20 protein-coding genes are annotated in these 26,818 nt (G+C 69.7%); 14 read left to right on the top strand and 6 right to left on the bottom strand.

Translation table 11 applies throughout. The features are described 5' to 3' along the window. Nucleotides 1–75: 75 nt before the first annotated feature. Nucleotides 76–1,980 carry a WD40 repeat domain-containing protein gene (locus tag ABEA67_RS13375; protein WP_345465975.1) on the top strand — a complete coding sequence of 635 codons (1,905 nt, stop codon included), beginning with the start codon at nucleotides 76–78 and terminating at the stop codon, nucleotides 1,978–1,980. A 501-nt stretch (nucleotides 1,981–2,481) separates the two neighbouring features. Here the strand turns inward: ABEA67_RS13375 and ABEA67_RS13370 are convergent. After that, nucleotides 2,482–4,215, bottom strand: a complete 1,734-nt coding sequence (locus ABEA67_RS13370) for a bifunctional metallophosphatase/5'-nucleotidase (RefSeq protein WP_345465973.1) — start codon at nucleotides 4,213–4,215, stop codon at nucleotides 2,482–2,484. Between the two features lie 202 nt (nucleotides 4,216–4,417). On the opposite strand from ABEA67_RS13370, the gene ABEA67_RS13365 reads away from it, so the two are divergent. From ABEA67_RS13365 to ABEA67_RS13340, 6 genes are all read left to right on the top strand, one after another. Further along, on the top strand, nucleotides 4,418–5,212 hold the full coding sequence (locus ABEA67_RS13365; protein WP_345465971.1) for a ParA family protein: 795 nt from the start codon (nucleotides 4,418–4,420) through the stop codon (nucleotides 5,210–5,212). Further along, nucleotides 5,202–6,167 (top strand): ParB/RepB/Spo0J family partition protein, encoded by a 966-nt coding sequence (locus tag ABEA67_RS13360; protein ID WP_345465969.1) that lies wholly within the window; start codon nucleotides 5,202–5,204, stop codon nucleotides 6,165–6,167. Before ABEA67_RS13365 ends, ABEA67_RS13360 begins: the two co-directional genes overlap by 11 nt. A 101-nt stretch (nucleotides 6,168–6,268) precedes the next feature. Continuing rightward, nucleotides 6,269–7,675 carry an argininosuccinate lyase gene (locus ABEA67_RS13355; protein WP_345465966.1) on the top strand — a complete coding sequence of 469 codons (1,407 nt, stop codon included), beginning with the start codon at nucleotides 6,269–6,271 and terminating at the stop codon, nucleotides 7,673–7,675. 162 nt (nucleotides 7,676–7,837) lie between these two features. Further along, on the top strand, nucleotides 7,838–9,091 hold the full coding sequence (locus tag ABEA67_RS13350; RefSeq protein ID WP_345465964.1) for an extracellular solute-binding protein: 1,254 nt from the start codon (nucleotides 7,838–7,840) through the stop codon (nucleotides 9,089–9,091). Then, nucleotides 9,075–10,019 carry a carbohydrate ABC transporter permease gene (locus ABEA67_RS13345; RefSeq protein ID WP_345465962.1) on the top strand — a complete coding sequence of 315 codons (945 nt, stop codon included), beginning with the start codon at nucleotides 9,075–9,077 and terminating at the stop codon, nucleotides 10,017–10,019. Before ABEA67_RS13350 ends, ABEA67_RS13345 begins: the two co-directional genes overlap by 17 nt. Then, nucleotides 10,016–10,867 carry a carbohydrate ABC transporter permease gene (locus ABEA67_RS13340; RefSeq protein WP_345465959.1) on the top strand — a complete coding sequence of 284 codons (852 nt, stop codon included), beginning with the start codon at nucleotides 10,016–10,018 and terminating at the stop codon, nucleotides 10,865–10,867. The genes ABEA67_RS13345 and ABEA67_RS13340 overlap by 4 nt, the downstream gene beginning before the upstream one ends. A gap of 202 nt (nucleotides 10,868–11,069) precedes the next feature. On the opposite strand, the gene ABEA67_RS13335 is transcribed toward ABEA67_RS13340, so the two are convergent. Continuing rightward, a complete protein-coding gene (locus ABEA67_RS13335; protein ID WP_345465956.1) occupies nucleotides 11,070–11,276 on the bottom strand; it encodes a hypothetical protein in 207 nt (68 codons plus the stop codon). Beyond that, complete coding sequence (locus tag ABEA67_RS13330; protein ID WP_345465954.1) at nucleotides 11,236–12,450, bottom strand: replication initiator protein A; 1,215 nt, start codon at nucleotides 12,448–12,450, stop codon at nucleotides 11,236–11,238. Before ABEA67_RS13330 ends, ABEA67_RS13335 begins: the two co-directional genes overlap by 41 nt. 544 nt (nucleotides 12,451–12,994) lie before the next feature. On the opposite strand from ABEA67_RS13330, the gene cax reads away from it, so the two are divergent. After that, nucleotides 12,995–14,167, top strand: coding sequence for a calcium/proton exchanger (gene cax, locus ABEA67_RS13325; protein WP_345465951.1), 1,173 nt, complete (start codon nucleotides 12,995–12,997; stop codon nucleotides 14,165–14,167). 82 nt (nucleotides 14,168–14,249) lie between these two features. On the opposite strand, the gene ABEA67_RS13320 is transcribed toward cax, so the two are convergent. Further along, nucleotides 14,250–14,849: a TetR/AcrR family transcriptional regulator gene (locus ABEA67_RS13320; RefSeq protein ID WP_345465948.1), complete on the bottom strand. Its 600-nt coding sequence runs from the start codon at nucleotides 14,847–14,849 to the stop codon at nucleotides 14,250–14,252. 148 nt (nucleotides 14,850–14,997) lie between these two features. On the opposite strand from ABEA67_RS13320, the gene ABEA67_RS13315 reads away from it, so the two are divergent. After that, nucleotides 14,998–18,111, top strand: a complete 3,114-nt coding sequence (locus tag ABEA67_RS13315; RefSeq protein WP_345465945.1) for a YhgE/Pip family protein — start codon at nucleotides 14,998–15,000, stop codon at nucleotides 18,109–18,111. Between the two features lie 146 nt (nucleotides 18,112–18,257). On the opposite strand, the gene ABEA67_RS13310 is transcribed toward ABEA67_RS13315, so the two are convergent. Beyond that, on the bottom strand, nucleotides 18,258–19,382 hold the full coding sequence (locus ABEA67_RS13310) for an aldose epimerase family protein (RefSeq protein WP_345465942.1): 1,125 nt from the start codon (nucleotides 19,380–19,382) through the stop codon (nucleotides 18,258–18,260). Nucleotides 19,383–19,454: 72 nt separating this feature from the next. Then, the gene (locus ABEA67_RS13305) at nucleotides 19,455–20,210 is read right to left on the bottom strand and encodes an LOG family protein (protein WP_345465940.1); all 756 of its coding nucleotides are present in this window, start codon (nucleotides 20,208–20,210) and stop codon (nucleotides 19,455–19,457) included. A 201-nt stretch (nucleotides 20,211–20,411) separates the two neighbouring features. Between ABEA67_RS13305 and nagA the strand changes: the two genes are divergently transcribed. The 5 genes from nagA to ABEA67_RS13280 are packed head-to-tail and all read left to right on the top strand — an operon-like array spanning nucleotide 20,412 to nucleotide 26,777. After that, nucleotides 20,412–21,566 (top strand): N-acetylglucosamine-6-phosphate deacetylase, encoded by a 1,155-nt coding sequence (gene nagA / locus ABEA67_RS13300; protein ID WP_345465938.1) that lies wholly within the window; start codon nucleotides 20,412–20,414, stop codon nucleotides 21,564–21,566. Beyond that, nucleotides 21,563–23,185, top strand: coding sequence for an alpha-amylase family protein (locus ABEA67_RS13295; RefSeq protein WP_345465936.1), 1,623 nt, complete (start codon nucleotides 21,563–21,565; stop codon nucleotides 23,183–23,185). The genes nagA and ABEA67_RS13295 overlap by 4 nt, the downstream gene beginning before the upstream one ends. A gap of 44 nt (nucleotides 23,186–23,229) precedes the next feature. Beyond that, entirely contained in the window at nucleotides 23,230–23,706 is a 477-nt protein-coding gene (locus ABEA67_RS13290) for a universal stress protein (RefSeq protein ID WP_345465934.1), read from the top strand. A 55-nt stretch (nucleotides 23,707–23,761) separates the two neighbouring features. After that, complete coding sequence (locus ABEA67_RS13285) at nucleotides 23,762–24,817, top strand: branched-chain amino acid aminotransferase (protein WP_345466078.1); 1,056 nt, start codon at nucleotides 23,762–23,764, stop codon at nucleotides 24,815–24,817. Nucleotides 24,818–24,866: 49 nt separating this feature from the next. Continuing rightward, nucleotides 24,867–26,777: an FUSC family protein gene (locus ABEA67_RS13280; protein WP_345465932.1), complete on the top strand. Its 1,911-nt coding sequence runs from the start codon at nucleotides 24,867–24,869 to the stop codon at nucleotides 26,775–26,777. Nucleotides 26,778–26,818: the final 41 nt, after the last annotated feature.

Raw genomic sequence — 26,818 nt, 5'->3', positions numbered from 1 at the left:
GCGCCTGCCACCCCCCAAGTGGCATCGCCCTGCCCCCTCATGCCCCGTCAGCTTCCGTCCCGCAGGCTAAGGGCCATGCGCCTGCTGCTGACCTCGCTTCTGCTGGCCCTTCCGGTCGCCTCTGCCGCCGGCCTCACGGGCACCCTCACCGTTCAGGGCCACGCGGCAGGCAGCTTCGGCCACCTCTCGCTGCCGGAGTGGGGACCCGCCGGGGGCGCGGCGTGGACGCCGGACAGCCGCGAGGTCTACACGCTGGACACCACCGGGGAACTGCGGCGCTGGCAGGTGGCCACCGGGAAACCGCTGGGCCGCCAGGTCCTCCCGGTGCCGGGGGAGGTGGGGGACGCCCCCGCCCTGAGGCTGCTGGGCATGAGCGGCGAGTTCCTGGAGCTGGAGGTGCGGGGGTGGCGCAAGGACCGGCCCGTGCGGCTGCGCTCCATCCTCAATCCCCGCAGCGGGAAGACCTTTCCCAACGACCCCTGCCCCACCTCGCGGCTGTCCTTGCAGGTCTGCACCCCGGCGGGCCAGATCAGGGCGCGGGTGGAGGGTCAGGACCTCGTGCGGGTGGAGGCGGGCAGGGCCACCCGCCTGCCCCTGCCCGCCGGGATGAAGCCGGTGGCCCTGGCCCTGAATGACAACGGGGAGCGGCTGGCCCTGCTGGCGATCACACCGGAAGACACGTATGGCCTGCACGGGACCGCAGCCCTGTTCGTGTGGCAGGGCGAGCAGAGGCGGCGCATTTCGCTGGGGCAGACGCTGCTGGAAGGCACCTCCCCCACGCTGGCCTGGGTGGGGAACGCCTCGGCGGGGTACGGCCTGCTGCTGGCCGTCAACGCCTACAACGGGCAGACGGGCGGGCTGCGGGACGGGCAACTGCTGGCCCTCTACCACGAGGACGGACGGCAGGTGTGGGGCCTCTCGCCCCAGGTGGGTCTGCGGGGCGCGTGGCCTTCCCCGGACGGGCAGGCCTTCGTGACCCTCCGCCGGGGAAGCGTGCCCGAGGTGCGCCGCCTCACCGACGGGGGCTTTCTGCGCGGGCTGGGCGAGGCGGTGACGGCCTCGGTGCCCCTGCGCGGGGGGCGGGCGCTGGTGGCGCTGGCGCGGGGCGGCGGGGCCGGGCGGGTGGCGGTGCTGAGTGGGCGGGGACTTCAGACCGTCTCCCCCATCGCCGCAGCGACCCTCGCGGCCTGGGGGGAGCAACGCTTCGCCTCCGCGCAGGACAATCTGGTTCGCGTGCATGACTTCGGGGGCCGGGTGCTGGGGCAGTGGAACGCCAGCGGGAACGTCCGGCAGCTCGCTTTCAGCCCCGACGGGGCCGTGGTGTCCGCCCAGGTCTGGAACCCGCGAAACGGGCAGGAGCAGGCGTGGTCGGTGAAAGGCCAGCCTCTGAGGTTGCCCGCCGATGCCGCCTTTCCCGTCTCGCGCGTCCTCCTGCGGGAGGCCAGTGGCCGGGACAGCGTGAACGATTTCTACCGCGAGCGCCTCATTGCCACCAGCCCCGCTGGGAAGGTGCTGTGGCAGACAGGCTGGCGGTCGGGCGGCTTTTACCCGCAGGTGTCGGCGGACGGGCGCTGGGTGGCCCTGTCCAGTCAGGCCCAGGACTCTCACCGCGACCCGGTGGATATGGAGTTCTGGCGGCTGAACACGGCCACGGGGAAGGCGGGGCCAGTGCTGCGCCTGAAGCCGACCACGACCGACCCCAACTCCGGCCGCGGCATCTCGGCGCTCAGCGCGGACGGTCGCCTGGCCCTGCTGCGCGAGGGAAGCGGGGACGCCTGCGGCTGGGCGCTGTACGGGTACACGCTGGCGGACCTGCAAACTGGAAAGCGGCTGCCCACCCCGGACGCCCTCGCCCAGGGCTTCAACCGACAGGGGGGCTGTGGCCGCGACCTGCCCTCGCCCGACGCGGCCTTTGCCCCGGATGACCGCCTGCTGGTGCGCGACGGCAACACGCTGACATGGTGGCAGGTGCGCCCCTGAGCCGATGAGGGCCGTCCTCCCTTTGTCGGATGAACCGGTCAGCTTCGCCCCGCAGCCTGCGCCCATGCCCCGACGCCTGCTGCTGCTGGCGACGCTCACAACACCGCGACAGACAAGCTCCTGCAAGAGCGGGGCGTGCAGGTCTGGCGGATTCGGCAGGGGAAGTGTGGCGAGAGGCAGGCGGGCCGGGCGGCTGGACGTCGGCCTCTCGCGTTGGCCCGGCAGGGCATAGCCCCAGAGTCATACCCGCTTGACTCCCCAGCGGGAGGAGTGCCCGCTTGCAGACGGGCCGCGCTGCCTGCAAGCGGGGGGAGTGGATAGCACCTCCCGCTCTTCTTCGTCTGCCTATGGCTTGGGCTGCCGCGCCTCTCTCCTATTTCCAGACAGGCCGGGTTGGTGGCGTGGGAGCGGAGGTCGTTCAGCCACGCAAGAACCTGTTTCTCCCTCCAGAGCCAGCAAAAAGGCACCCCCGCTTGACCGGGAGTGCCAGGGCAGACGGGCTTACTTGATGATGGTGATGCGGCCCTGCACGGTCCCGTTCAGGCTGGCACCGTTCGCCTTCAGGTAATTCACCAGCGCGTCCACATCCACCAGGCCGGGAAGCTGCACGACATTCGTGCCCTGCTTGAAGACCGTGAAGTTGTCGCCACCGGTCGACAGGAAGGAGTTCATGGCGACGCGGTAGGTGGTGTTCTCCCCGAGCGGCTGGCCGTTCAGCTTCAGGTTCGACACCCGCGCACCCTCGGGGGCCGTCAGGTTCAGGGTGTAAGAGAAGCCCGCGGAAACCTGAAGGAGCTTGGCGTTGGTTCCCGCGTTGTTTCCGGTGGTCTGCTGTTCCAGCAGAGCCTTGATCTGCGACCCGGTCAGGTCCATCACGACCATGGTGTTGCCGAAAGGCTGCACATCGAACACGTCCCCGAAGTTCACGGCGTTCCCCGGCTTGAGTTTGGTGGCGTCAGGGAGGTCCTTGCGAATCCCGCCGGGGTTCATAAAGGCGATCTGCGCGCCCTGGGCCTGGGTCGCCGCCAGTTGCGCGTCGGCGATCACGTCGCCCAGCGCTGATTCGCTGGCGCGGTCGGCCGCGCGCTTGATCTGGCTGACGCCCAGATTGGTGACGAACTGGTTTTTCACCTCATCCGTCTTGGCCCTGGCGGCCGTCACGATGGCCGTCATGCTGCTGTCGAGCGTCCCGGCAGCCTTGCGGGCGGTGTAGTTGACGACCACGTTCCGGGCCTTGACCTCCTGAACGGTGTGGTTGGCCTTGTCCACCACCAGATCGAGGCGCTGGAGCAGGTGCCCCGAGACTTCCCCCTCGATCACGATGCGGGGCTTGCCGTTGGGGTCGGGAACCACGCAGTTGTAGCCCTGATGGGTATGACCGCTGATGATGGCACTCACTGCCGGATCGATCTTCTGAGCAATCGGGATGATGTCTCCTGTCAGGTCCTGACAGCCCACGGTGTCGAACTTGGCAGTGGACCCCTCCTTGATGACGCCGCCCTGGTGAATCAGCACGATGATGGCGTCCACGTTCTGCGACTTCAGGACAGGAACGTATTTGTTGATCGAGGTCGCCTCGTCCAGGAAGGACAGGCCCGCCACGCCCGCCGGGGAAACGATGGTCGGGGTTTCCTTGAGAACCGCGCCGATAAAGCCAATCCTGGCCCCGCCGATGTTCTCGATGTAATAGGGCTGGAAGGGATTGCTGCCCCCCGCGGTGTAGACCACGTTGGCCCCAAGCCACTTGAAGCTCGCGCCGGGATAGTTCGCCTCGAATTTGCAGGCCTTGTCGGGCGCGTTGGAATCGCAGCCGCCATTTTGCATTCGCAGCAGTTCCTTCACGCCCTGATCGAACTCATGATTGCCCAGGGCGCTGGCCTTCATGCCCAGTTTCGAGAGGGCGATGACGCTGGGTTCGTCGCGCAGCAGGCTCGACGTGGCTGGGCTGGCCCCGATCAGGTCACCCCCACCCACGAAGATGGTATTGGGATTCTGCTTGCGGGCCTCGGCCAGTTCGCCGCCAATGGCCTTGATGCCCCCCGCCGTCAGCCCCGTCGTTCCCGTGCCGTCCTCCTTGGGCACCTGCACCCCCGCGAAGCTGCTGGGTTCCAGTCCCCCGTGGAAGTCGTTGACGGCCAGTACCGTCACATTCACCGGCTCCGCCGCCCGAGGGCCGGTGGTGCTGCAAGCGGTCAGTCCGAGCGCCAGAGTCACAACCATCAAGCTGTTCTTCATAGACCAGTACTATACGTTCTCAAGGTCGGAGGAAGAACAGTGCGCACACGGAATTCCCGCCAGCAGAGGTGCGCAGACCATCAGCAGGGCTGCTGTTCCTCCTCCGCACCGGGGAAGCGCGGGACCTATCTAGAATCCCGTGATTCTACGGGGCGTAGCAGACAGGTTAGAATCACGTGATTCTAAGTTGCCAGGAGAACCCATGACGCTGATTACCACGATTCATAGCTATGCCGGCGGAGTGGGCAAGAGTGCCACCGCCCGCGACCTCAGCGCCGCGCTGTCGCTGCTCGGCCAGCGGGTGCTGCTGATCGACGCCGACCATCAGGCCGATCTCAGCGTCAGTCTGGGAGTGGACATCGACGAGCAGTTCGAGAATGCCGACGACTCGTTCGCCTGGACCATCGGCCCGGCGGTGCTGGGCACGGGCAGCCTTCCACCACCGCAGCCCACCTTCGGCTTCGACCTGATTCCCAGCAGCATCACCCTCTACAACCTGGAAAAGGAACTCAAGGCGGACGTCAGCATGGTCGTGGGGCTGCGCTATGCCCTCGACGAGGTGCGGGCCGGTGGGCAGTACGACTTTGTCCTGATCGACACCAACCCGACCCTGGGCGATATGGCGACGCTGGCCCTGCTCGCGGCGGACCGGGTCCTGCTGCCCATTCCGCCCAACCGCAAGGGTCTGCGCGCCGGCACGTTCATTCGTTCGCGGGTCGAGAAGGGGCATTACCAGCGCCTCAATCCGGGGTTGCAGGTGCTGCCGCCGATCATTACGCAGGCCCCGAATACGGTCCTGGCCCGGCGGTACATGGCCGAGATCGAGCAGCAGTTCGGCGGCACCCTGGGCATCATCAAGCACCGGCCGGGCCTCTATCCGGCCGCGATGGAACGGGGCGTCCCCGTGTCCCAGCTCGATCAGGGGGAGGGCCGGGCCGAGGTGCTGGGCGTGGCCGAGCGGTTCTTGCAGGCCGTGGGAGGCGCACGTGGCGCGTGAGGATCTGCTGGGAGGCGGCCTGAATCAGGTGGCAGCGCAGGGGACACTGCGCCAGCTGCGGCGCGAGCAACTGGTGCCGGCCCCGTGGCAGCCGCGCCGCAGCTTCGACCGCGCGGGGCTGCTGGCCCTGGCCCGGAGTGTCCGCGCTGAGGGCGTGCGGCAGAATCTGGTGGTCCGGCCCCATCCCACCCAGGGCGGCCACTACGAGATCATCGCCGGGGAGCGCCGCTGGCGGGCCTCCGACCCCGACGTGGGGGCGGCCCTGGCCCTGACGCCGGAGGAAGTCGGCACGCTGGAGGGGGAAGCACCCCGCACCCTTCCCTGCCTGATCGTGAATCTGGATGACCCGGAGGCGCGGCGGCTGAGTGCGGTCGAGAACCTGCAACGCGAGGACCTGGACCCGGTGGACGAGGCCAGCTACCGGCTGCTGCTGGTGCAGGAGGCCCTGGGCCTGGCGGCGGGCGAGCACGTCATGACCTCCAGTCTGGCCCAGGAGATCGGGCGGCGGCTGCACACGCTGCGGAATGCGCCGGAGCAGTTCCCGGAGGAGACGGCGGCGCTGCGGCGGCTGTTCCAGCAGCTCGGAACCCTGACCTGGGAATCGTATGCCACCAACCACCTGCCCCTGCTGCAACTGCCGGACGACCTGCTGACGGCGGTCCGCGAGGGCCGGGTCGCGGGCCGCAGCGCCCTGCTGATTCACCGCCAGACCGACGAGGAACTGCGGGCGGAGTTGCTGGAAAAGGCCCTCGCCGGGGCCTCCTTCAAGGAACTGACCGGACTGGTCGACACGCATCAGGGCAAGGCCTGGCGCACCCTTGCGGCGGACGTGCGCGGGCGGCTGGGTGTCCGGCAGCTCGACCGGCTGGACGCCTCACGCCGCAAACGTGTGGTCGGGCTGCTGCGGCAGTTGCAGCAGGAACTGGACGGGGGGGCACCCGACCGCGAGGCGTGAGGCGGAGTCCAGGGGAGAGGCGGACACGCGAGGGCAAAAAGGAGTGAACATGCGGCCACGACACCAGCGGAGCAGGCCCCAACGGAAAGGCAGGTGTCCAGATGTGGCATGACACCTATCTCAGGACCGTTCTCCAGCCCGACTACGCCTATGCTCTCGCCCATCTGCTGCCGCACCTGTTCGACGCCCTGACCGCCCACGCGCTGATGCTGGAGGCTCAGCAGGTTCCCCATGCCGGCGAGGCCGCGGCCCTGTTGCGAACCCTCAGGCGCAGGCCCTTTCCGCCCCACGACCCCCAGGTCGAGGACGTGTTCTTCGCCCTGGACCGCCGCCTCGCCGGGGAGAACGGGCAGGCCGCGGGTGCCCTGCGAACGGCCCTGTCCCGCAACGACCTGGATATGGCTCTCTACCGCCTCAGCGCCCGTGAGGAGCTGCTGGAGGCCGCGCGACACCTGCTGCGGCTGCGCCGAACCCTGCTGGACCTGGCGGCCCGCGAGGTGAACGCGGTCATCGTCGCGTACACGCACCACCAGCCCGCCCAGCCCACCACCCTGGCCCATTACCTGGGCGCGCTGGAAAACGTCCTGTCGCGCGACACGGGGCGGATGTTCGGCGCGCTCGCCCACGTCAACCTCAGCCCGCTGGGGGCGGTGGCGCTGGCGGGCACCAGCTTTCCCATCGACCGGGAGCTGACGGCGCGGCTCCTAGCCTTCGACCGGCCGGTCGAGAACACCTACGACGCCGTGAGCACCAGCGACTGGCAGGTGGAACTCGCCGGGGTGGTCACGGTGGCGGCCACGACCCTCTCGCGCGCGGTGCATGACCTGCTGCTGTGGGCCTCGCGCGGGCTGCTGACGCTGGAAGACGGCCTGGTGCAGGGCAGCAGCGTGATGCCCCAGAAGCGCAACCCGGTCGCGCTGGAACACGCCCGCACCAGGTTCAGCAGGGCCATCGGCATGACGCAGACCATCGTGTTCAGCGCCCACAACGTGCCCTTTGGGGACATCAACGATCCGGGGACCGACATGCAGCCGCCCCTGCACCAGATGTGGCAGGAATTCCGCGAGGGCCTGGAACTGCTGACCGCAGCACTGACGAACCCGCAGGTCAACCGGGCGGCCTGGCGGCGGGAGGCCGGAGCCGGGGAAGCTGCCCTGACCGAACTCGCCGACGTACTGGCCCGGCAGGGTGGGGGCGGGTTCCGGGAGGCCCATGCCACCGCGAAGGCGTTGCTGGCCCGCTTGCAGGCCGCGGGGCGCACGCTCGGCTCGGCCACGCCGGAGGACCTGGCGGCCCTGGGCGTCACGCTTCCGGCGGGCGACCTTGCCGCCGCCCTCGACCCCGCCGCCTTTATCGCCCGCCGCACGACCTACGGCGGCCCGGCCCCCACCGTGATGGGGAAGGCCCTCACGGCGGCGCGGGAGCGGCTGGAGCAGGACACGCGGCGGCACGGAGCCGTCACCGGGCGCTTTGCCGCCGCCCGGACGTTCCTGGCGGGCGAAGAATAAACCGCGGATGGAGGGCCAGCGTGCCCGCTCAGGCGTTACCCTGGGGCTGAACAACAGCATGGAGCGGGGGCAAGCACGGGGGAGGGTATCCACCCCAGCAGGCTTTCCCGGCCCCACCTGACCCCGGCAAGTCGCCTCTTTCCCCCCTGCAAGGAGTCCCGCATGCGCAAGTTCCTGACGCTGGCCCTGACCCTCAGCGCCGCCCTCACGGCCACCGCGACCGCCGCCCCCGTCACCCTCACCTACTGGCAGTACGACTACGCCAGCAAGGTGGACACCATGAACAAACTGATCGCCAAGTTCGAGGCCCAGAACCCGGACATCAAGATCAGGCAGGAAACCTTCCCCTACGACGCCTACAATCAGAAGGTGGCGTCAAGCGTGCCGGCGGGGCAGGGACCGGACGTGGTGAACCTCTTCTATGGCTGGCTGCCGCAGTACGTGGACAGCGGGTACCTTCAGCCGCTGCCCAAGGCGGACTTCCCGGTCAAGCAGATTGAGAACAGCTTCGTGCCGATGGTCCAGACCAGCAAGATTGGCGGGCAGTATTACGCCCTGCCCACCTCCGTGCGTACACTGGCACTCTTCTACAACAAGGACCTGCTCAAGGCGGCCGGGGTGCTGACGCCGCCGCGCACCTGGGAGGACTTCATCGCCGCCGCGCAGAAGGTCGTGAAGGGCGCGCCGCCCCGCTTCACCACGCTGGGCTTCGGCATCCAGCCCGACGGCCAGGACTACCACGTGGTCCGCGAGGTGCTGGTGCGGCAGTTCGGCGGCTCCCCCTACAGCAAGGACGGCAAGCAGGTCACGTACGACAGCGACGCGGGCGTAAAGGCGATGAACTTCTACACCGACCTCTACACCAAATACAAACTCGGCACGCCCAACTTCTTCCCCGGCAACAACAGCTACCGCGACGCCTTTATCGCCGGGAAGGTGGGCATGATCATCGACGGGTCCTTTGCCGTGGGCACCATCCAGAAAGGCGCAAAGTTTGGCTGGGGCGTGGTGCCGCTGCCCGTATTCAAGGGGAACGGCGTGCGCAGCAACTTCGGCTCGTACTGGGTCAACGGCATCACCAGGAATGCGAAGGGCGAGAAGCTGGCCGCCGCCGTCAAGTTCCTGAAGTTCCTGACCAGCGAGGACACCCAGCGCACCTGGCTCCAGGCGGTGGGGGAGATCCCCGCCAGCAAGAAGCTCGCCAATGACCCCGGCCTGCGGCGTGATCCGGTGTACGGCCCCTTCGTGTACGCCCTGCCGTTCGCGCACTCCACCCTCTTCGTGGACGAGGCCGGGCAGCGCAAGGCCTGGGTGGACGCCATCAACTCGGTGATCCTCCAGGGCGGCTCGCCCGCCAACGCCGTGAAGAGGGCGGCGGCCGACGAGCAGAAGATCCTGAATGGCTACTACAAGTGACCTGCGGGGGAGACGGGCACCCGCCCGGTCCTCCTCCCGGCCCAGCTCACTGCGGCGGCACCAGATTCGCACCGCGTACACCTTCCTGCTGGTGCCGCTGCTGTTCTTTCTGGTGGTGCGCTTTATCCCGACCCTGACGGCGCTGCGCCTGAGCCTCTTCGACTGGAACATCCTCAAGGAGCAGCAGCCCTTCGTGGGGGTGGAGAACTACCGCGCGCTTCTGGGCGACGAGAAGTTCGGGCAGGCGCTGAAAAATACGGCGCTGTACACCCTGATCGGCGTGCCCGCCCAGCTTGCCCTGGGGCTGGGCATCGCGCTGCTGCTGGGGCGGATTCGTGCCCTCCAGGGGCTGTACCGCGCCCTGTACTTCGCGCCGTATGTCACGCCCATCGTGGCGGCGGCGTGGGTGTGGCAGTGGGTGTTCAGCCCGCAGTTCGGGCCGGTGAACACCTTTCTGATGTGGCTGCACCTCCCGCCGCAGGCCTTCCTGACCTCGCCGGGTCAGGCGCTGCCCACGACCGCCGCGCTGGTGGTTTGGCAGAACCTGGGCTTTCAGGTCGTGCTGTTCCTCGCGGGCCTGGCCGCCATTCCCCGCGTGTACTACGAGGCGGCGGAGATTGACGGGGCCAGCCCGACACAGGCCTTCTGGAAGATCACCTGGCCGCTGCTGAACCCCACCCTGGTCTTCAGCGTGGTGACCGGCACCATCGCCTACCTGCAACTGTTCACGCAGGTGGTGAACCTCAACTTCACCGACCAGGGCGGGCCGCTGGGCAGCACCATGACGGTCGCGCTGTACATCTACCAGCTCGCCTTCGGGCGCTACCAGATGGGCTACGCCTCGGCCATCACGGTGGTGCTGTTCGTGATCATCCTGCTGATCACGCTGCTGCAACTGCGCTTCCTGACCCGGAGGTACGACGTTTGACGGCCGCCGCCCCCCCGCGCAGGCGGACCGATACTCGCACGGTCCTCGCCTATCTGGTGCTCACGCTGGGCGTGGTGCTCACGCTCTTTCCCTTCGCCTGGATGCTGCTCACCAGCCTCAAGAGCTTTCAGGAACTGTTCAACCTGAGTTTCCTCCCGGCGGACCCCACGCTGGACAACTACCGGCAGGTGCTGACCGAGACGAAGTTCGTGCAATGGTTCGGCAACAGCCTGCTGGTGGCGGGGGTCACGACCGTCAGTGTGCTGTTCTTCGACTCGCTGGTGGGCTACACCCTCGCCAAGTTCGACTTTCCCGGCAAGAACCTGGTCTTTATCCTGATTCTCTCCACGCTGATGATCCCCACCGAGATGCTGGTGATTCCCTGGTTCGTGGGCGTCAGCGACCTTCAGCTCACGCGGTCGGTGCCGGGGGCCTACCTCGCCATCATGTTTCCCGGCCTGATGAGCGCTTTCGGCGTGTTCCTGATGCGGCAGTTCTTCGAGAGCGTGCCGGGCGACCTGCTGGAAGCGGCACGCATCGACGGGATGCACGAGTTCGGCATCTTCTGGCGCATCGCGCTGCCGCTGGTGCGCCCGGCCCTCGCCAGCCTCGCCATCTTCACGTTCCTGGGCAACTGGAACGCCTTCCTGTGGCCGCTGATCGTGATTCAGCAGCCGCAGTTCCGCACGCTGCCGGTGGGCACGGCCCTCTTCAACGGCGAGGCGGGGACGCAGTGGGGCCTGATCATGGCGGCGAGCAGCCTGGCGGTGATTCCGGTGCTGCTGGTGTTCGCCTTCTTCCAGCGCCAGATCATCGAGGGCATCGTGCTGACGGGCATGAAGGGCTAAAGCTGGATTATACGGGATTGCTCTGATTCCCGGACCTCTGAGAAAGCGCCAGATGTTCCTGCCCGCCCTGAAAGCGTGTCCAGCGGCGGCTCTGGACACTGGGCGGTTCCATCGCCGCAACCCCGTCCTTTTTGCTCCTCGCTCTCCTGCGGAGCTGTGCCAGTCCGCTCGGTTGATTCCAAAGAATCAACGCAATTTGGTCTTACTCGGGCAGCAGGGGCGGCAACTCGTTCAGAATCTCGGCGGCCAGTTGATCGAGCTGGCCGTCCATCTTGGCCCGCAGCGCCCGCCGGCCCAGCTCGCCCGCCTCGGGCTGCCCCACGATCAGCCCCAGACGCAACCGGGCATACTCGCCCACGCTCAGGCGGTCACGCAGCAGGAACTGCACGGTCTTCAGGGTCGCGTCCACCTGCTCTTCCAGGGTTCCGGCAGCCTCGCGCCGTTCCAGCGTCTGGGCAGGCGGCGCGGAGGCCGCGTCCGGCGGGCGTGGGCACGCGCGGCTCCGTCTCGCCGGGCATGTCCGGATATTTGCCCTCCTGGTCGCGGATGACATCGACCAGCAGGGCCGAGCTGCTCCTGACCCGGTAGCCGTTCGCCACCAGCCGCCGGAACTTCTCCAGGCGCGCCGTGACGTGTTCTTCCCCGTACTCGGCCAGCAGCCGCCGCGCGACCGCGAGAGACACCCGGTAGTCCAGCAGCTCACCGATCAGGGGCGTGACGGGCACCGGCTGCACCTCCTGCCCGCCCACACCCGCGAAGGTGTAGGTGATCAGTTGCTTTTGCCCGCGGCCCTCGTACTCCACGCTGGCGAGGTAGCCGCGCTCCAGCAGTTCCTCGTGGGCACCCTTGAGGGTCGCGCGAATCTTGTTGCTGCGCAGGTCGACAATCTTGCAGGCCTCGGCCCAGCTGATCAGGTTGACCGTGTACGACGGCAGGGGCAGGCGCGGGTCTTCGGGGGGGTAGCGGCGGGCGTCCAGCAGCCGGTACAGCGCGCGGGTGAGGGGCCGGTCCAGGCTGGTCAGGAACTCCAGGTCCAGCGGCTTGGTGTACTGGGCACGAATCGAGCGCACGATGGACTCGGCGAGCCTGATTTTCAGCACGCTGCTGCGGCTCAAGCCCAGTTCATCGTCCGGGCTGGTGAATTCCAGCGCCTCGATGTAGTTGAAGGTGACGGTCGTCCAGCTCCGGCGGCGGTGGTCCCGCCACGACTCGGAGGCGCTGTAGGTGGCTGTGCGCAGCTGGTAGAGGGTCTGGCGCAGGTTCTGGTAGTACCGCCCCGAATCGTCCAGGCCCGCCCGCTTGAGAATCTGGTAGGCCGTCGTGAGGAGCACACCGTCCTCCGGGCAACCTGTCTCCACATACAGGTCCACCAGGGCCGTGGCGATATCGCCGTCCAGGCCATGCGGCACCCCACCGTACTTGGGCACCGCGTCGCAACTCAGCCGCGCAGGCCGCCCATCGACCTCAAAATCCACACTCCAGGAGGTATAGCTTTCCGGGATCCGCTCCTGAATACTGATCAGGCCAAGACGCCCGACATTCGCCTCGTCGATCCGCCGGATCTCCTGGGGAGGCGTGGGCAATTTTTTTGGCTGACGTGTGCGCGGAGCCAAGGCCAGGTTTCCTCCCGTCGGTGACGTTCCATGATACCTGCCCCGTCAGCAGAATGCGATATCGGACATCTCAGGCGATCCGGCGCAGGGGGTATCGGACATCTCAGGCGGTTTTTCGACGCCTCCCGATAGAAGCAGGCGAAAAACTCCCTCTGGGACAGTCTTTTTTCCTGCTCCCGCTCTTCAAAACTCACTATCGGACATCTCAGGCGGTTCGGGGGGTCGGCTATCGGACATCTCAGGCGATTTGACCCCAAAACTACCGGACAACTCAGGCGATTAGGGGGGCAAACTACCGGACATCTCAGGCGAAAAACGCGAAAAACGCCGTGTTTGTCGACCCTCGCTGCGCCCCCTTGATGATGATCATCAAGATCTTTTTTCTTTTAAAGATCAAAGAAAAGATCATCATCAAGGCAGGGCGAAAATCCGGAAGCCTTATCTCCAACCCCTCTGCTGTCTAGGCAACTGGCCCGGATGAGCCAGGCTGGTCATCTCCCTCTAGACTCACGGCATGATCATGAACCTGCTGCTGGTCTTTATTCCGATCAGCCTGCTGCTGGAGTATGTGTTCCACGCCCCACCGCTGTGGGTGTTCGCCACGGCGACCATCGCCATCATTCCGCTGGCCGACTGGCTGCGAAAGGCCACCGAGCAGGTCGCCGCGCGGGCCGGACAGACCATCGGGGGCCTGCTGAACGTGACCTTCGGCAACCTGGCCGAGCTGATCATCGCCATCTTCGTGCTGCTGGGGGGGAATACCACGGTCGTGAAGGCGCAGATCACCGGCAGCATCCTGGGCAATGCCCTGCTGGGCCTGGGCCTGGCCATCCTGATCGGCAGTTTCGGCCGCGACCGGCAGAAATTCAGTTCGCAGACCGCCGGACAGCTCAATTCGATGCTGTTCCTGGTGGTCATCGCCCTGCTGATTCCCGCGCTGTTCGACTACACCGAGCGGCTGCCCGCCTTCCTGGCCGGCAGCGAGCAGCTCAGAAGCAATCTGGACGAGTACCTCAGCCTGGGGGTCGCGGTGGTCCTGATCGTGGTGTACCTGCTGAACCTGGTGTACACCCTAGTCACCCACAAGGACGTGTTCGCGCTGGAGGAAGAACCCCACGAGGGCCGGCTGTGGCCGGTCTGGCAGGCGGCGGCCGTGCTGGTGGGCGGCACCGCCCTGATCGCCCTGGAGTCCGAGATGCTCTCGGGTGCCCTGGAGGCCACCAGCACCACGCTGGGCCTCAGCCCGTTCTTTCTGGGCATCATCGTGCTGGCCGTGGTGGGCAACTTCGCGGAGTACATCGCGGGAAGCTACTTCGCGCGGCGGGGCAAGATCGGGCTGGCAATCAACATCGCGGTGGGCGCGACCATTCAGGTGGCCCTGTTCACCGCCCCGCTGCTGGTGCTGATCTCGTACCTGATTGGCCGCCCGATGAACCTGGTGTTTTCCAGCCCGCTGGAGCTGGTCGCCATTGTGGCGGTGGCCCTGACCGTCACGACCGTCACCAAGGACGGCGAGGCCACCTGGTTCGAGGGGGTGCTGCTGCTGGCGGTGTATCTGCTGCTGGCCCTGGCGTTCTACTTCGTTACACCCACGGCGGCCGTGGAGCCTGCGGCGCTGCGCCTGCCCGCGCTGCCCCACGGACTGATTCCTGGCGGGACAATGTTGGGTGGGCTTCAGGTAGCCTGAGCCGCCCGACCCCTGGCCCCTCCGGCCCCGGCAGCCTTCAACGGAAGCTGCGGGCCGGAGGGGCCTCCGCTTTCTGCCGGGGTCAGGTGTCCCCGCTGCCCTCCAGCCAGGGGCGCACGCCGCTGCGAACGAAGGTATCCAGACTCTCGACAAGCTGTTCCGTGTCCACGCTGGGGTCGGTCGTGGCGCGGAAGGCCAGGCCGTCGAGCAGGGTGGTGACGATCAGCAGCAGGGCCGGATACCGGCGGATGTGCAGACCCGGATGGAGCTGGAGGCGAGCGCCCAGCTCGTTCAGGAAGGCGTGCCGCCTGGCCCGGAAGCTGGGGCCGCCCCCGCTGTGCAGCAGCGCCAGCGTGTCCCGTTCACCGAGCAGGAAGCGGAAGATGGCTACCAGGGGCGAGGGGCAGCCGGCGGGAGGCGACAGCGGGTCCAGGCTCCCGAGCAGGGGTTCCAGACGCTCCAGCAGGGCGCGGAGGCGCTCGGCGAGCAGGGCTTCGAGCACGGCCTCGGTGGAGGCGAAGTAGCTGTAGACCGTGGGGCGGGAGATGCCCAGCGCGCTGGCGATGTCGCCCATCGTGACCGCCTCGTAGCCACGCTCGACAAAAAGCCGCGCGCTCATGTCGAGAATCTGCTGCCGCCGGTCGGTGGAGGGGAGACGTTTGCGATGTTCGAGAACAGGCACGCCCCAGTGTATCCCCTTGCTGACATTTTGTCACTTGACAGCCTGTCAAGGCTGGGGCATGCTAACCGAAGTTGACAGGGTGTCAGACCAGGAGGCCTGACCCTGTTCCGCATTTCCGGCTTCCCGCTCTCCGTGCAAAGGACCTTCCGTGACCGAACCGACCCTCCCTGCTCCTCTGCCCACCCGCCGCCGCGGCTTTCTCGCGGATTACCGGACGCTCACGCCCAGCGAGCGGAAAATCTGGCGCGCCCCGCTGATGTGGGCGGCGGCCTTCCTGATCCTGTTCATTCCGGTGCTGTACGTGAGCATCTACCTCGCCAGCGTGTGGGACCCCTACGGCAACCTGAACCAGTTGCCGGTCGCCTTCGTGAACGCCGACGCGGGAACGACCTACCGCGGCAAGAGCTACAACCTGGGCCGCGACCTCAGCCAGGATCTGCGCGACGACCCGCCCGTCAAGCTGGTGCCGTACCCCAGCGAGGCCGCCGCGCAGGCCGCCGTGCGGCGCGGTGACGCCTACTTTGCCCTGACCATTCCGCGCGACTTCAGCCAGAAGGCCATCGCGGGCAGCAGCAGCGAACACGGCCAGCTCCACCTCTACAGCGCCCAGGGCACCAGCTACTTCGCCAGCCGGGTGGGCAGCACGGTCGCGGGCAACATCGCCGGCCGCCTCAACGAGAAGCTGGGCAGCAACCGCTGGGAAGTCGTGCAAAGCTCGCTGGCCGACGTGCAGCGGGGCTTCCGGGACATCCGGGAGGCCACCGGCAAGCTGCGCGACGGGGCCGCGAGGCTGGAAGACGGCAGCGGAACCCTGGAGCAGGGCGCGACCCAGCTCGCTTCCGGAACGGCCAGGGCCTCTCGCGGCGCACAGCAGCTTCAGGAAGGGGCCAGCAAGCTCTCGGGTGGGGTAACAGGTCTCACGGGGGGCGTGACACAGCTTAGTGGCGGTCTGAGGAAGCTGGAGGCGGCGGCCCCCGGTCAGGCCCAGCTTCAGCCGCTGGTGAACGGGGCGGCGCAGGTCGCCCAGGGCAGCACGCGGCTCGCGGGTGGGCTGAAACAGCTTCAGGGCGGCGCGGGGCAGCTCAGCAGCGGGGCGGCCAGCCTGGGCACGGGCGCGGCGCAGGTGAACACGGGAACGCGGCAGCTCGCCGGGCAGCTTCCGCAGCTCGCCACCGGGCTGGGGCAACTGCGGACGGGGGCGCAGCAGCTCAGCGCCGGGGCGGCGGAGGTCGGGAAGGGCGGAACGCAGCTTCAGGCGGGGGCCAAGCAGCTCGCCACCCAACTGCCGGCTCTCCAGCAGGGCCTGGGACAGCTCCAGACGGGCGCGGGGCAGCTCGCGGCAGGAGCGGCGGACGCCAACGCCGGTGCCCAGCGGCTGAAGGCCGGGGCCGGGCAGCTCGGGGGCCAGTTGCCGCAGCTCAGCAACGGCCTGGGGCAACTCGCGGGGGGGGCGGATCGGCTGAGCGCGGGGGCCGCCGACCTGGGCCAGGGCGTCACGCAGGTGGGCACGGGTGCCCAGGCCCTGGCAAAGCAACTGCCGCAGCTTCAGCAGGGCGTGACCCAGGCGCAGACCGGGGCCGGCAGCGTGAATGCCGGGGCGCAGCGGCTGGCGCAGGGGGCGGGGCAGCTCGCGGCCAGCGTCGAGAAGAACCCGCTGGCCCCCGCCGAACTCCGGCAGGGCACCCAGGAACTGGCCGCCGGGGCGGCGCAGCTTCAGACGGGAACGCAGAGCCTCTCGCAGGGCCTCACACAGCTTCAGGCGGGCAGCGCGGCGGCCAGCCAGGGCGCGGGGCAGCTGGCCGCCGGGACCGGAAAACTCGCGGCTGGGGCCACCCATCTCCAGAGCGGGGCCGCCACCCTTGCCCAGAATGCCCGCAAGGCGCAGCAGGGCGCGCAGGGGGCGGTGACGGGAGCGGAGCAACTGGCGACCGGGGCCGCGCAGCTCGCGGCCGGCACGCAGAAGCTCCAGGCGGGCGCGCAGCAACTCGCCGGCCGGCTGGGTGAGGCCGCCAGCGGCAGCACCGCCGCCGTGAAGGGCGCGGGGCAGCTCGCCGCCGGAGCCGGACAACTGGCGACCGGCGCGCAGAGGCTCCAGAGCGGGGCCGCTACCCTGGCGCAGAAGACAGGGGAGGCGGCAGCCGGAGCGCAGAAGGCCACCGCTGGGACCGCTCAACTGGCGGCCGGCACCCAGAAGCTCCAGCAGGGCGCGGCGCAGCTCCGCACCGGCGCGGCCACCCTCGCGCAGCGGACCGGTGAGGCGGCGGCGGGCGCGCAGACGCTGGCGACCGGGGCGCAGAGCCTTCAGCAGGGCGTGCAGAAGGCCGTGCAGGGCAGCGTGCAGGTCAAGTCGGCGCTGGGGACCATCACGGGCAAGCTGCCCGCCCAGCAGGACCTCGACCGCCTCAGCAGCGGCGCGCGGACCCTCGCCACGAGCAGCGGCGACCTGGCCAAGGGCGTGGGGCAGCTTCAGACCGGGGCGCAGCAGCTCCAGGCGGGGGCGGGGGACCTGCACTCGGGCGCGGCGGGGCTGCGGGACGGCCTCGACCAGCTCTACCGCCGGGTGCCCGCCCGCACCGAGCAGCTCGGCGGCGACCCGGAAGGCCTCTCGGCCAGCGTGCAGGTGGCCGAGACGCATACCGCGAGCGTGCCCAACAACGGCTCGGCCTTTGCCCCGTACTTCGTCACGCTGGCGCTGTGGGTGGGCGGCACGCTGACCACCTTCATCTTTCCCTACCTGCTGCTGCCCGAGAGTGGGCGCGGCACCGGGCAACTGGCGCGCGTGCTGCGCAAGTTCACCGTGCCCGCCTTCTACGTGGTGGCGCAGGCCCTGATCGTGGTGCTGGGGCTGCACCTGCTGGGCGTGACGTACCTGCACCCCGGCCTGGTGGTCCTGACCGCCACGCTCGCCAGCCTGACCTTCATGATGCTGATTCTGGCCCTGAACCTGCTGCTGGGCGCGGCGGGCCGCCTGCTCGCGCTGGTGCTGCTGGTGGTGCAGCTCGCGGCGTCGGGCGGGTCCTTTCCGGTCGAGCTGTCCTCGGGATTCTTCCGCAGCATCCACGCCGTCATCCCCGCGACCGACGCGGTCAACGCCCTGCGCTCGGCCATGTTCGGCTCCTACGAGGGGCAGTACGGCGTGTTTATCGGGCGGATGGGGCTGGTCGCGCTGGTGAGCTTCGGGGTGGCGCTGCTGAGCCGCCGCCGCTGGCAGTTCACGCCCGACGAGAAGTTCCGCTCGCCCATCATCACCGACGTGGGCTGAAGTTCGGGGGCAGGGACGCAGGCGCGCCGGGACAGTGTTCCCAGCGCGCCTGCCTGCTGGGCGGACGGCTGGGGCAGGCCGCCGAGGCTGCGGAGTTCCGAGCGGAGGGACCAGCGTGCGGTCTGCGGCTCACCCCGCCCGCACGGTCAACGGGCAGAGAAGGCGTAAATGGTGCGCGACCGGAAGACCTGCGCGGGAAGCAGCACCGTGCCCGGAAAGCCCGGCTGGTGGGGCGAGTCCGGGAAGTGCTGGGTTTCGAGGCAGACGGCCCAGCGGTGGCCGTAGGGCTGCCCGCCCTTCCCGACAATGCTGCCGTCCAGAAAGTTGCCCGAATACACCTGAAGTCCGTGCTGGGTCGTGTGGACCTCCATCTGCCGCCCGGAGGTGGGATCGTGGAGGGTCGCGGCGTGCCGCAGATCGCCGCCTTCTCCCACGTCCCCCAGCACGAAGTTGTGGTCGTAGCCCCCGGCCGCCCGCAACTGCGGGTCCTGGTCGTCCACGCTGGTACCGATGCGCCGGGGCCGGCGGAAGTCGAAGGGCGTGCCGGGCACGGGCAGGAACTGGCCTGTGGGAATCAGCGTGGCGTCCACCGGGGTGATGGCGTCCGCATGGACGGTCAGCTCGTGGTCGAGGATGTCACGGCGGGCCTGCCCGCTCAGGTTCCAGTAGGTGTGGTTGGTGAGGTTGAGGACGGTGGGGGCGTCGGTCTGGGCGGCGTAGTCGATCCGCAAGGCCCCCTCGGGGAGAAGGGTGTACGTCACCTGGACGGTCAGGTTGCCCGGATAGCCTTCCTCGCCGTCACGGCTGAGATAGGTCAGGACCACGCCGGGGCCGTCCGCGCCCATTACGGCCCGGCTGTCCCAGAGACGCTGGTCGAAGCCCCCCGGCCCGCCGTGCAGGGCATTGGGGCCGTCGTTCCGCGCCAGGGTGTAGGTCTGGCCCCCCAGCGAGAAGCGGCCCCCGGCGATGCGGTTGGCATACCGGCCGATCAGGGCACCGAAGTACGGGGAGGTCTGCCGGTCGAAGTAGGGGGCGGCCCGGTCATGCCCCAGCACGAGGTCCTCCGGGGTGCCGTGGCGGTCAGGGGCCAGCAGGCGCACCAGCACGCCGCCATAGTTCATGACGTGCGCTTCCAGGCCGCCCGGCACACGGAGTTCGTAGAGGATGACTTCCTCGCCCGCGGGCGTTGTGCCCCAGGAGCGCGGCGTGACTGTTCCGGCGGCTCGGTCTGGCTGGAAGTGGTCTGGCTGATGGCTGTCTGGCTCGTGCATGGGTGAACTGTCCTCCTGCCAGGGTGGCCTGTGGGGTTGCCCGCAAAGGGGGGGTGAGGACCGGCGAGGGGCCTATCCCTCCGCGCCCTGCGGCAGCGCGGGCGAGTCGCCCCGTGCCTGTGCCCGGTCCTCGGGGCCAGGGCGCTTGAAGCTGTCGGGGACCTGGGGGTCGTGGTAGCGGCGCACGTCGCCCGGAATCGTGGTCACGTCGTCCACGACCTTGAACAGCTTCAGGTCGTCGGGGGCAATCGCGCCCTCCGCCACCAGGGTTTGCGTAAACCAGTCCACCAGCCCGCGCCAGTGGGCCTCGCCCACCAGGTAGATGGGCAGGGGGTGCATCTTCTGGGTCTGCACCAGCGTCAGGATTTCCGAGAGTTCGTCGAGGGTGCCGAAGCCGCCCGGAAACACCACGAAGGCCGAGGCGTACTTGGCGAGCATCACCTTGCGCGCGTGGAAATACTCGAAGTCCAGGCTGAGGGTCTGGTACGGGTTGGGGCGCTGCTCGTGCGGCAGGATGATGTTGAGGCCCACGCTGACGCCCCCGGCCTCGTAGGCCCCCTTGTTGGCCGCCTGCATGATGCCGGGGCCGCCGCCCGTCATCACCGCGAAGCCCGCCCGCGCGAGTTCGCCCCCGAGGTGCTCGGCCAGCCCGTAGTAGCGGTCCTTGATGGCGGTGCGGGCGCTGCCGAACACCGTCACGGCGGGCACCCGCAGGTGCGCGAGCCGGTCGAAGCCGGTGGCGAACTCCCCCAGGATGCGGAACATCCGCCAGGCGTCTTCGGCCATGCGGTCGAGTTCGTAGTGGGTGACGGGCTGCGGCTGGGTCATGGGCAGGCTCTCCTGGGAGGGAAGGGGAAGGGAGCGGGGCCGCCCCGGACGGGGGCCAGATGGGCTGCCAGAGGCACGGGAGCGCCAGTCTTGAAAGCGCCAGTCTAGAGCACCTGGGACGGGATGAACCCAGGCGGCGCGGCCACCGGACCCGGGCTGTCCCCATCCCTGCGCCGCCCGGATGAGGGACAATCACCCCTGATGCCGCCCTCTTCTCTTGCAGAAAGCGCCCGCCATACGCTGCGCGGGCAACTGGTGCTGCCAGGAGGTGTGGTGTCCGGCGAAGTCTCTTTCGGCCCCACGCTGGAGGCGGTCACGCCCCGGCCGGAAGCCCCGGCGGACGTGTTCATCCTCCCCGGCTTCGTGGACACCCATGTCCACGGCGGCGGCGGCGGCGACACGATGGATGGCCCGGCAGGCGTCCGCACCCTGGCCCGCCTGCACGCCCGGCACGGCACCACCACCCTGCTCCCCACCACCATCACCCACCCCTGGGACCGGGTGCTGGCGGCCCTGGCCGGGGTGCGCGAGGTGATGGACGCGGGCGGCGTGGCAGGCGGGGCCGACATCGCCGGTGCCCATCTGGAAGGCCCCTTCATCAGCCCCGGGCGGCTGGGCGCGCAGCCACCGAACACCGTGCTGCCCACCCCGGACCTGGTGGCCGAGGTGCTGGCGACGGGTGTGGTGCGGGCCGTGACCCTCGCACCGGAACTGCCGGGGGCCACCGGAGCGGCGCTGACCTTCGCCCAGGCAGGCGTGCGCGTCGGCATCGGGCACACGCGGGCCGACGCCGAGACGGTGACGGCGCTGCTGGGGGCGGTTCATGCAGTGGGCGGGCGAAGCTGCGCCACCCACCTCTTCAACGCGATGGGGGGCATCGAGGGCCGCGACCCCGGTCCCCCCGGCGCGCTGCTGGCCGACCCGCACGCCTATCAGGAAGTGATTCTGGACCTGATTCACGTCCACCCCACCAGCTTCCGGCTCGCCCACGCCGCTGCTCCGGGCCGGGTGGTCCTGGTGACCGACGCGATGCGCGCCGCCGGGCTGGGCGACGGTCCCAGCGAACTCGGCGGGCAGCCCGTGACCGTGCAGGACGGCCGGGCCACCCTGGAAAACGGCTCGCTGGCGGGCAGTGTCCTCACGCTGGACGTGGCCCTACGGAACGCGGTGCAGTCGGGCGTGCCCCTGCCCGAAGCCAGCCGGATGCTGAGTGCCGCCCCCGCCGCCTCCCTGGGCCTGACCGACCGGGGCCGCCTGGAAGCGGGCCTGCGCGCCGACCTCACCGTGCTGGACCGCGAACTGAACGTCTTGCAGGTGTACGTGGCCGGACTGCCTGTGCTGGAGGACCCTTCATGACTCCCCCCGACCCCCTGAGGCCGCAGGCAGCCCGCGAGGCCCCGCGCCTGCCCTGGTGGCGGGAGGCCGTCTTCTATCAGGTCAACGTCCGCACCTTTCAGGACAGCAACGGCGACGGCGTGGGCGATTTCCCCGGCCTCACGGCGCGGCTGCCCTACCTGGCCGGGCTGGGGGTGGACGCGCTGTGGCTCCAGCCCTTCTACCCCAGCCCCCGCCGCGACGACGGCTACGACGTGGCCGACTACCGGGACGTTCACCCCGAGTACGGGACGCTGGACGACCTGCGCGCCTTCCTGCAAGAGGCGCACCGCCTGGGCCTGCGCGTGGTGGCCGACCTGGTGCTGAACCACACCAGCGACCAACACCCCTGGTTTCAGGCCGCGCGGCAGGGGCCGGAGAATCCCTTCTTTCCCTGGTATGTCTGGAGCGAGACGGGGCAGGAGTACGCCGGGGCGCGGCGGCTGCTGGGCGGGGCCGAGACGAGCAACTGGGCCTGGGACGGGCAGGCCGGGAAGTATTACTGGCACCGCTTCTTTGCCCACCAGCCCGACCTCAACTACGACCACCCGCCCGTGCGGGAGACCATGCTGGACGTGGTGCGCTTCTGGCTGGACCTGGGCCTGGACGGCTTCCGGGTGGACGCGGTGCCCTTCCTGTACGAGCGCGAGGGCACTGGCTGCGAGAACCTGCCCCAGACGCACGCCTACATCGCCCGGCTGCGCACCCTGCTGGAGCGGGAGTACCCGGACCGCGTGCTGATTGCGGAGGCCAACCAGCGCCCGCAGAACCTCCTGGCCTACTTCGGCGGGCCGGGGGCAGAAGAGTTCCAGATGTGCTTCAACTTTCCGCTGGCGGCGCAGCTTTTCGTGGCGCTGGCCCGCGGCGACGCCCGCCCGCTGCGTGCGCTGCTGGAGCAGCTTCCCACGCCGCCCTGCGGGGGAGGCTGGGCCAACTTCCTGCGCAACCACGACGAGCTGAACCTGCGGATGGTGGACCCCGCGGACGTGCAGGTTCTCCACGCCCACTACGGCGCGGACCCGCGGGCGGCCCTGTACGGGGGCCTACGCCGCCGCCTGGCCCCCCTGCTGGGCCATGACCCCCGGCGGCTGGCCCTGGCCCAGATGCTGCTGCTGGCCCTGCCGGGAACCCCCTTTCTCTACTACGGCGACGAGATCGGCCTGGGCGACGACCTCTCGCTGCCCGACCGCTTCGGCCTGCGCACGCCGATGGCCTGGAGCGCGGCGGCCGGGGCGGGCTTCTCGCCGGCCGGAACGCTGACCCTGCCCCTGGCCCCCGGCTGGCCGCAGGTGAATGTCGAGCGGCAGGAGCAGGACCCGGCCAGCCTGCTGCATCGGGTGCGCGCCTTTTTGCACCTGCGCCGCCGTCATCCCGCCCTGCGGACGGGGGAGACGCGCTTCCTGGACACGGCGGCCCCTGGCCTCCTGGCCTTCGAGCGCACGGCCGGGGAAGAGCAGGTGCTGATGCTCGTCAACCTGGGGCACGTGGAATCGGCCTTCGAGTTGCCCGCCCCCCGGCTCGATCTGGACCGGGGTGGATGGCTTGAGGGCCATGTCACTGTTCCTGCGGGCGAGGTGCTGACCCTGGGGACGATGCCCTGAAGGGTCCGTGCCCTGAGGCGGCTGGCGGGCGTAGCATAGGCCCCATGTCGGTTCCCGCATCCCCAGTTCCGCTGTACCGCCGGATTCTCGTCGCCACGGGGGGCGCACCTCATTCCGAGCGGGCCGTCGAGCGGGCCGTGGCGCTCGCGCAGCACTTCGGCGCGGCGCTCGACATCGTGGCGGTGGTGCCCCTGGCGAGCAATGCGTTCGTCAACATGGCCTCGGGCCTGCCCGGCAGCGAGACGCTGGAGGCCCAGGCCGTGCAGGACGCCCGCCAGGTCCGGGAAGAACACCTGCGCCGCACCGGGGAGCAGGCACGGCAGCAGGGGCTGGAGGTGGGCGAGTACCTGATTCAGGCCGCCAAGCCCGCCGAGGCCATTCTGGAAGTCGCGCGCCTCACCGGGGCCGACCTGATCGTGCTGGGGCGGCGGCACACCACGGCCCTCAGCGCGGCCCTGGCCGGCAGCACGGGCGACGCGGTGAGCCACGCCGCCGGTATCGACGTGCTGATCGCCCGCTGAACCACTCACCAACCCCGCCTGCCCCGGCTCGGCCGGGCCGCAGGTTCACCCCCGCCTGGGCCACCGGGCGCACAAGGAGCAAACAGACATGAGCAGCAAGAACATCGACTGGCAGAACCTGGGCTTCAGCTACATCAAGACCGACCTGCGGTACCTCTCGCACTGGAAGGACGGGGCCTGGGACGACGGCGTGCTGACGGAGGACAACCGCGTCCACATCAGCGAGGGGTCCACCGCCCTGCACTACGGGCAGCAGTGTTTCGAGGGCCTCAAGGCCTACCGCCAGCGCGACGGGTCGGTGGCCCTCTTCCGCCCCGACCAGAACGCGCTGCGGATGCAGGCGAGCTGCGAGCGACTCTTGATGCCGCCCGTCCCGACCGAGAAGTTCATCGACGCCTGCGTGCAGGTGGTGCGGGCCAACCTCGACTACCTGCCGCCCTACGGCACCGGCGGCGCGCTCTACCTGCGCCCCTTCGTGGTCGGCGTGGGGGACAACCTGGGCGTGCGGACCGCGCCGGAGTTCCTCTTCTCAGTGTTCTGCGTGCCGGTGGGGGCCTACTTCAAGGGCGGCCTGACCCCCGCCAACTTCGTCGTCTCGGGCTACGACCGCGCCGCGCCGCACGGCACCGGGGCCGCCAAGGTGGGCGGAAACTACGCCGCCAGCCTGCTGCCCGGCTACCAGGCCAAGGAACGCGGCTTTGCCGACGCCATCTATCTCGACCCCGAGACGCACACCAAGATCGAGGAGGTCGGCGCGGCCAACTTCTTCGCCATCACGCGCGACGGGCGGTTCGTCACCCCGCGCTCGCCCTCGATTCTGCCCAGCATCACCAAGTACTCGCTGCTGCACCTCGCCCACGAGCGCCTGGGGCTGGAGGTCGAGGAGGGCGACGTCTACATCGACCGCCTGGACGAGTACGCCGAGGCCGGGGCCTGCGGCACGGCGGCCGTCATCACGCCCATCGGCGGCATCCAGCACGGCGACGACTTCCACGTCTTTTACAGCGAGACCGAAGTCGGCCCCGTGACCCGCCGCCTGTACGACGAACTGGTCGGCATCCAGTTCGGAGATGTCGAGGCCCCCGCGGGCTGGCTGGTCCGGGTGGAGTAACGCGGGCCGGGGCGGGAACCCGGCACCCTGGAGGCGGCATACTCGCCCCATGCGGCCCGCCCTGCTGCTTCAGCTCGCTTTCTCCTCCAGTGCCGGGAAATGGCGGCCCGGCACGGCCTTTCGCTGCACGCTGGGGGTGGCGTTGCCGCTGCTGCTGGCGCTGGCGACCGGGCACGCGGCCTGGGGCGTGCTGGCCTCGACCGGGGCGCTGAACGCGGGGCTGGCGTCCTTCAACGGCGTGACCCGCCGCCGCCTGCGCGTGATGCTGGGCACCAGCCTGACCATGAGCCTGGTGACGGTGCTGGCGCTGCTGGTCGGCACGCACACCGGCCTGACGGTCCTGGTCCTGATGCTGGTCGGCGCAGGCATGGTGCTGTCGGGGGCGCTGGGGGCCTCCGCGAACACCATCAGCATCCAGGCCATCACGACGCTGGTGGTGATTTCCGGCCTGGGGCTGCCCCCCGCGCTGGCGCTGCCGGGGGGGGCGCTGGTGCTGGCGGGCGGCTTGGTGCAGACACTGCTGCTGACGGTGGTGTGGCCGGCGGGCCGCCACCATCCCGAGCGCCGGGCCGTGCGGCGCGTCTACCGGCGGCTGGAGGACCTGCTGGGCGCGCTGCCCACCCCCGGCGACCTGCTGCCGGAGGCCGCGCCCTTTCAGGAGGCCTGGGACGTGCTGGACGAGGCCCGGCGCTTTCGCTGGCGGCCCGAACACGCCCGGCTGCGGCAGGCCCTGCGGCTGGCCGAGGGGCTGCGGGCCGCGCTGGTGGGCTACGCCCGCGCCGACCGCCAGGTGAGAGAACGGGGCCTGAGCGCGGAGGCGGGCCGCATGGTGCAGGCCCTCCTGAACGCCCTGCGGGAGGTCCAGGGGCAGGTGATGCAGGGCCAGGCCACGCTGCCCCCCGCCACTGCCGCCGGACTGCACGGGGCGCTGGCGGCTCTTACGGGCGAGGCCGCCCGCCCCCTGCACGACTGGGCCGCCCTGATGGTGCGCCTCCTGATCGACCTGGGCGGCGAGCCGGAGGCAGCCGCGCCCAGCCGTCCCCCGCCCACTTCCTGGCGGGACACCCTCGCGGCCCTGCGGCGCAGCGCCTCCCCGCAGGTCCCGCTGGGCCGCCACGCCCTGAAGTACGCGCTGGCCCTGGGCCTGACCGCCCTGGCCGTGCGGCTCGGGCATCTGCCCCACGGCTACTGGCTGACGCTGACGGTGGGCGTGGTCCTCAAGCCCGAGTACGTGACCACCCTGACGCGCGGCGTGGGCCGGCTGGGCGGAACGCTGCTGGGGGTGGCCGTGTCGGCCCTGCTGCTGTGGGCCTTTCACCCCGGCGAACGGGCGCTGCTGTTCGGGCTGGCGGCGGCCTGGCTGAGCTACGCCGGCTTTCTGGTGAGCTACGCGGTCTTCTCGGCGGCCATCACGGTCTATGTGGTGATGCTGCTGGTGGCCTCGGGAGTGGCAGAGGGGGCGGTTTCCGGCGAGCGGCTGCTGTATACCCTGCTGGGCGGCGCGGTCGCGCTGGCCGTGTCGCTGCTGTGGCCCGACTGGCAGGCCCGGTCCCTCCCCGGCCTGCTGACGCGGGCGGCCCAGGCCCAGCTCACCTACCTGGAGACGGTAGCGACCCTCTGGTCGGGCGGCGACCCGGAGGCGGCCAGCGCGGCGCGCGCCCAGGCCCGCGCCCTGCGGGTACAGGCGGGCAACCTGGTCCGGGCCGCCCACCTGGAACCGGCCCGCGCCCAGCGCCTGCCTCTCGCCCGCGCCGACGACGCCCTGATGCGCCTGAACGCGAGCGCCGCCCTCAGCCTCTCGCTGCACGCCGAGGCCCTGCAACTGCACCCCCCCCGGCCGGACCCGTCCGGCGTGTCCGCCCCGTCCGCCGCCCGTCTGGACCGCGCCCGGCAGGAACTGGACACCGCGCTGCAAGACGCCCGGCACCTGTGCGCGGAGCTAGCCGCTGGGGCCAGCTAGGCGGCGCGCAGTGGAGTGGACGCCTGAGACTTGCAGCAACG

It is taken from the genome of Deinococcus carri, from assembly GCF_039545055.1.
GTDB classification, from domain to species: domain Bacteria; phylum Deinococcota; class Deinococci; order Deinococcales; family Deinococcaceae; genus Deinococcus; species Deinococcus carri.
This window is presented reverse-complemented; position numbering and strand designations above follow the sequence as displayed.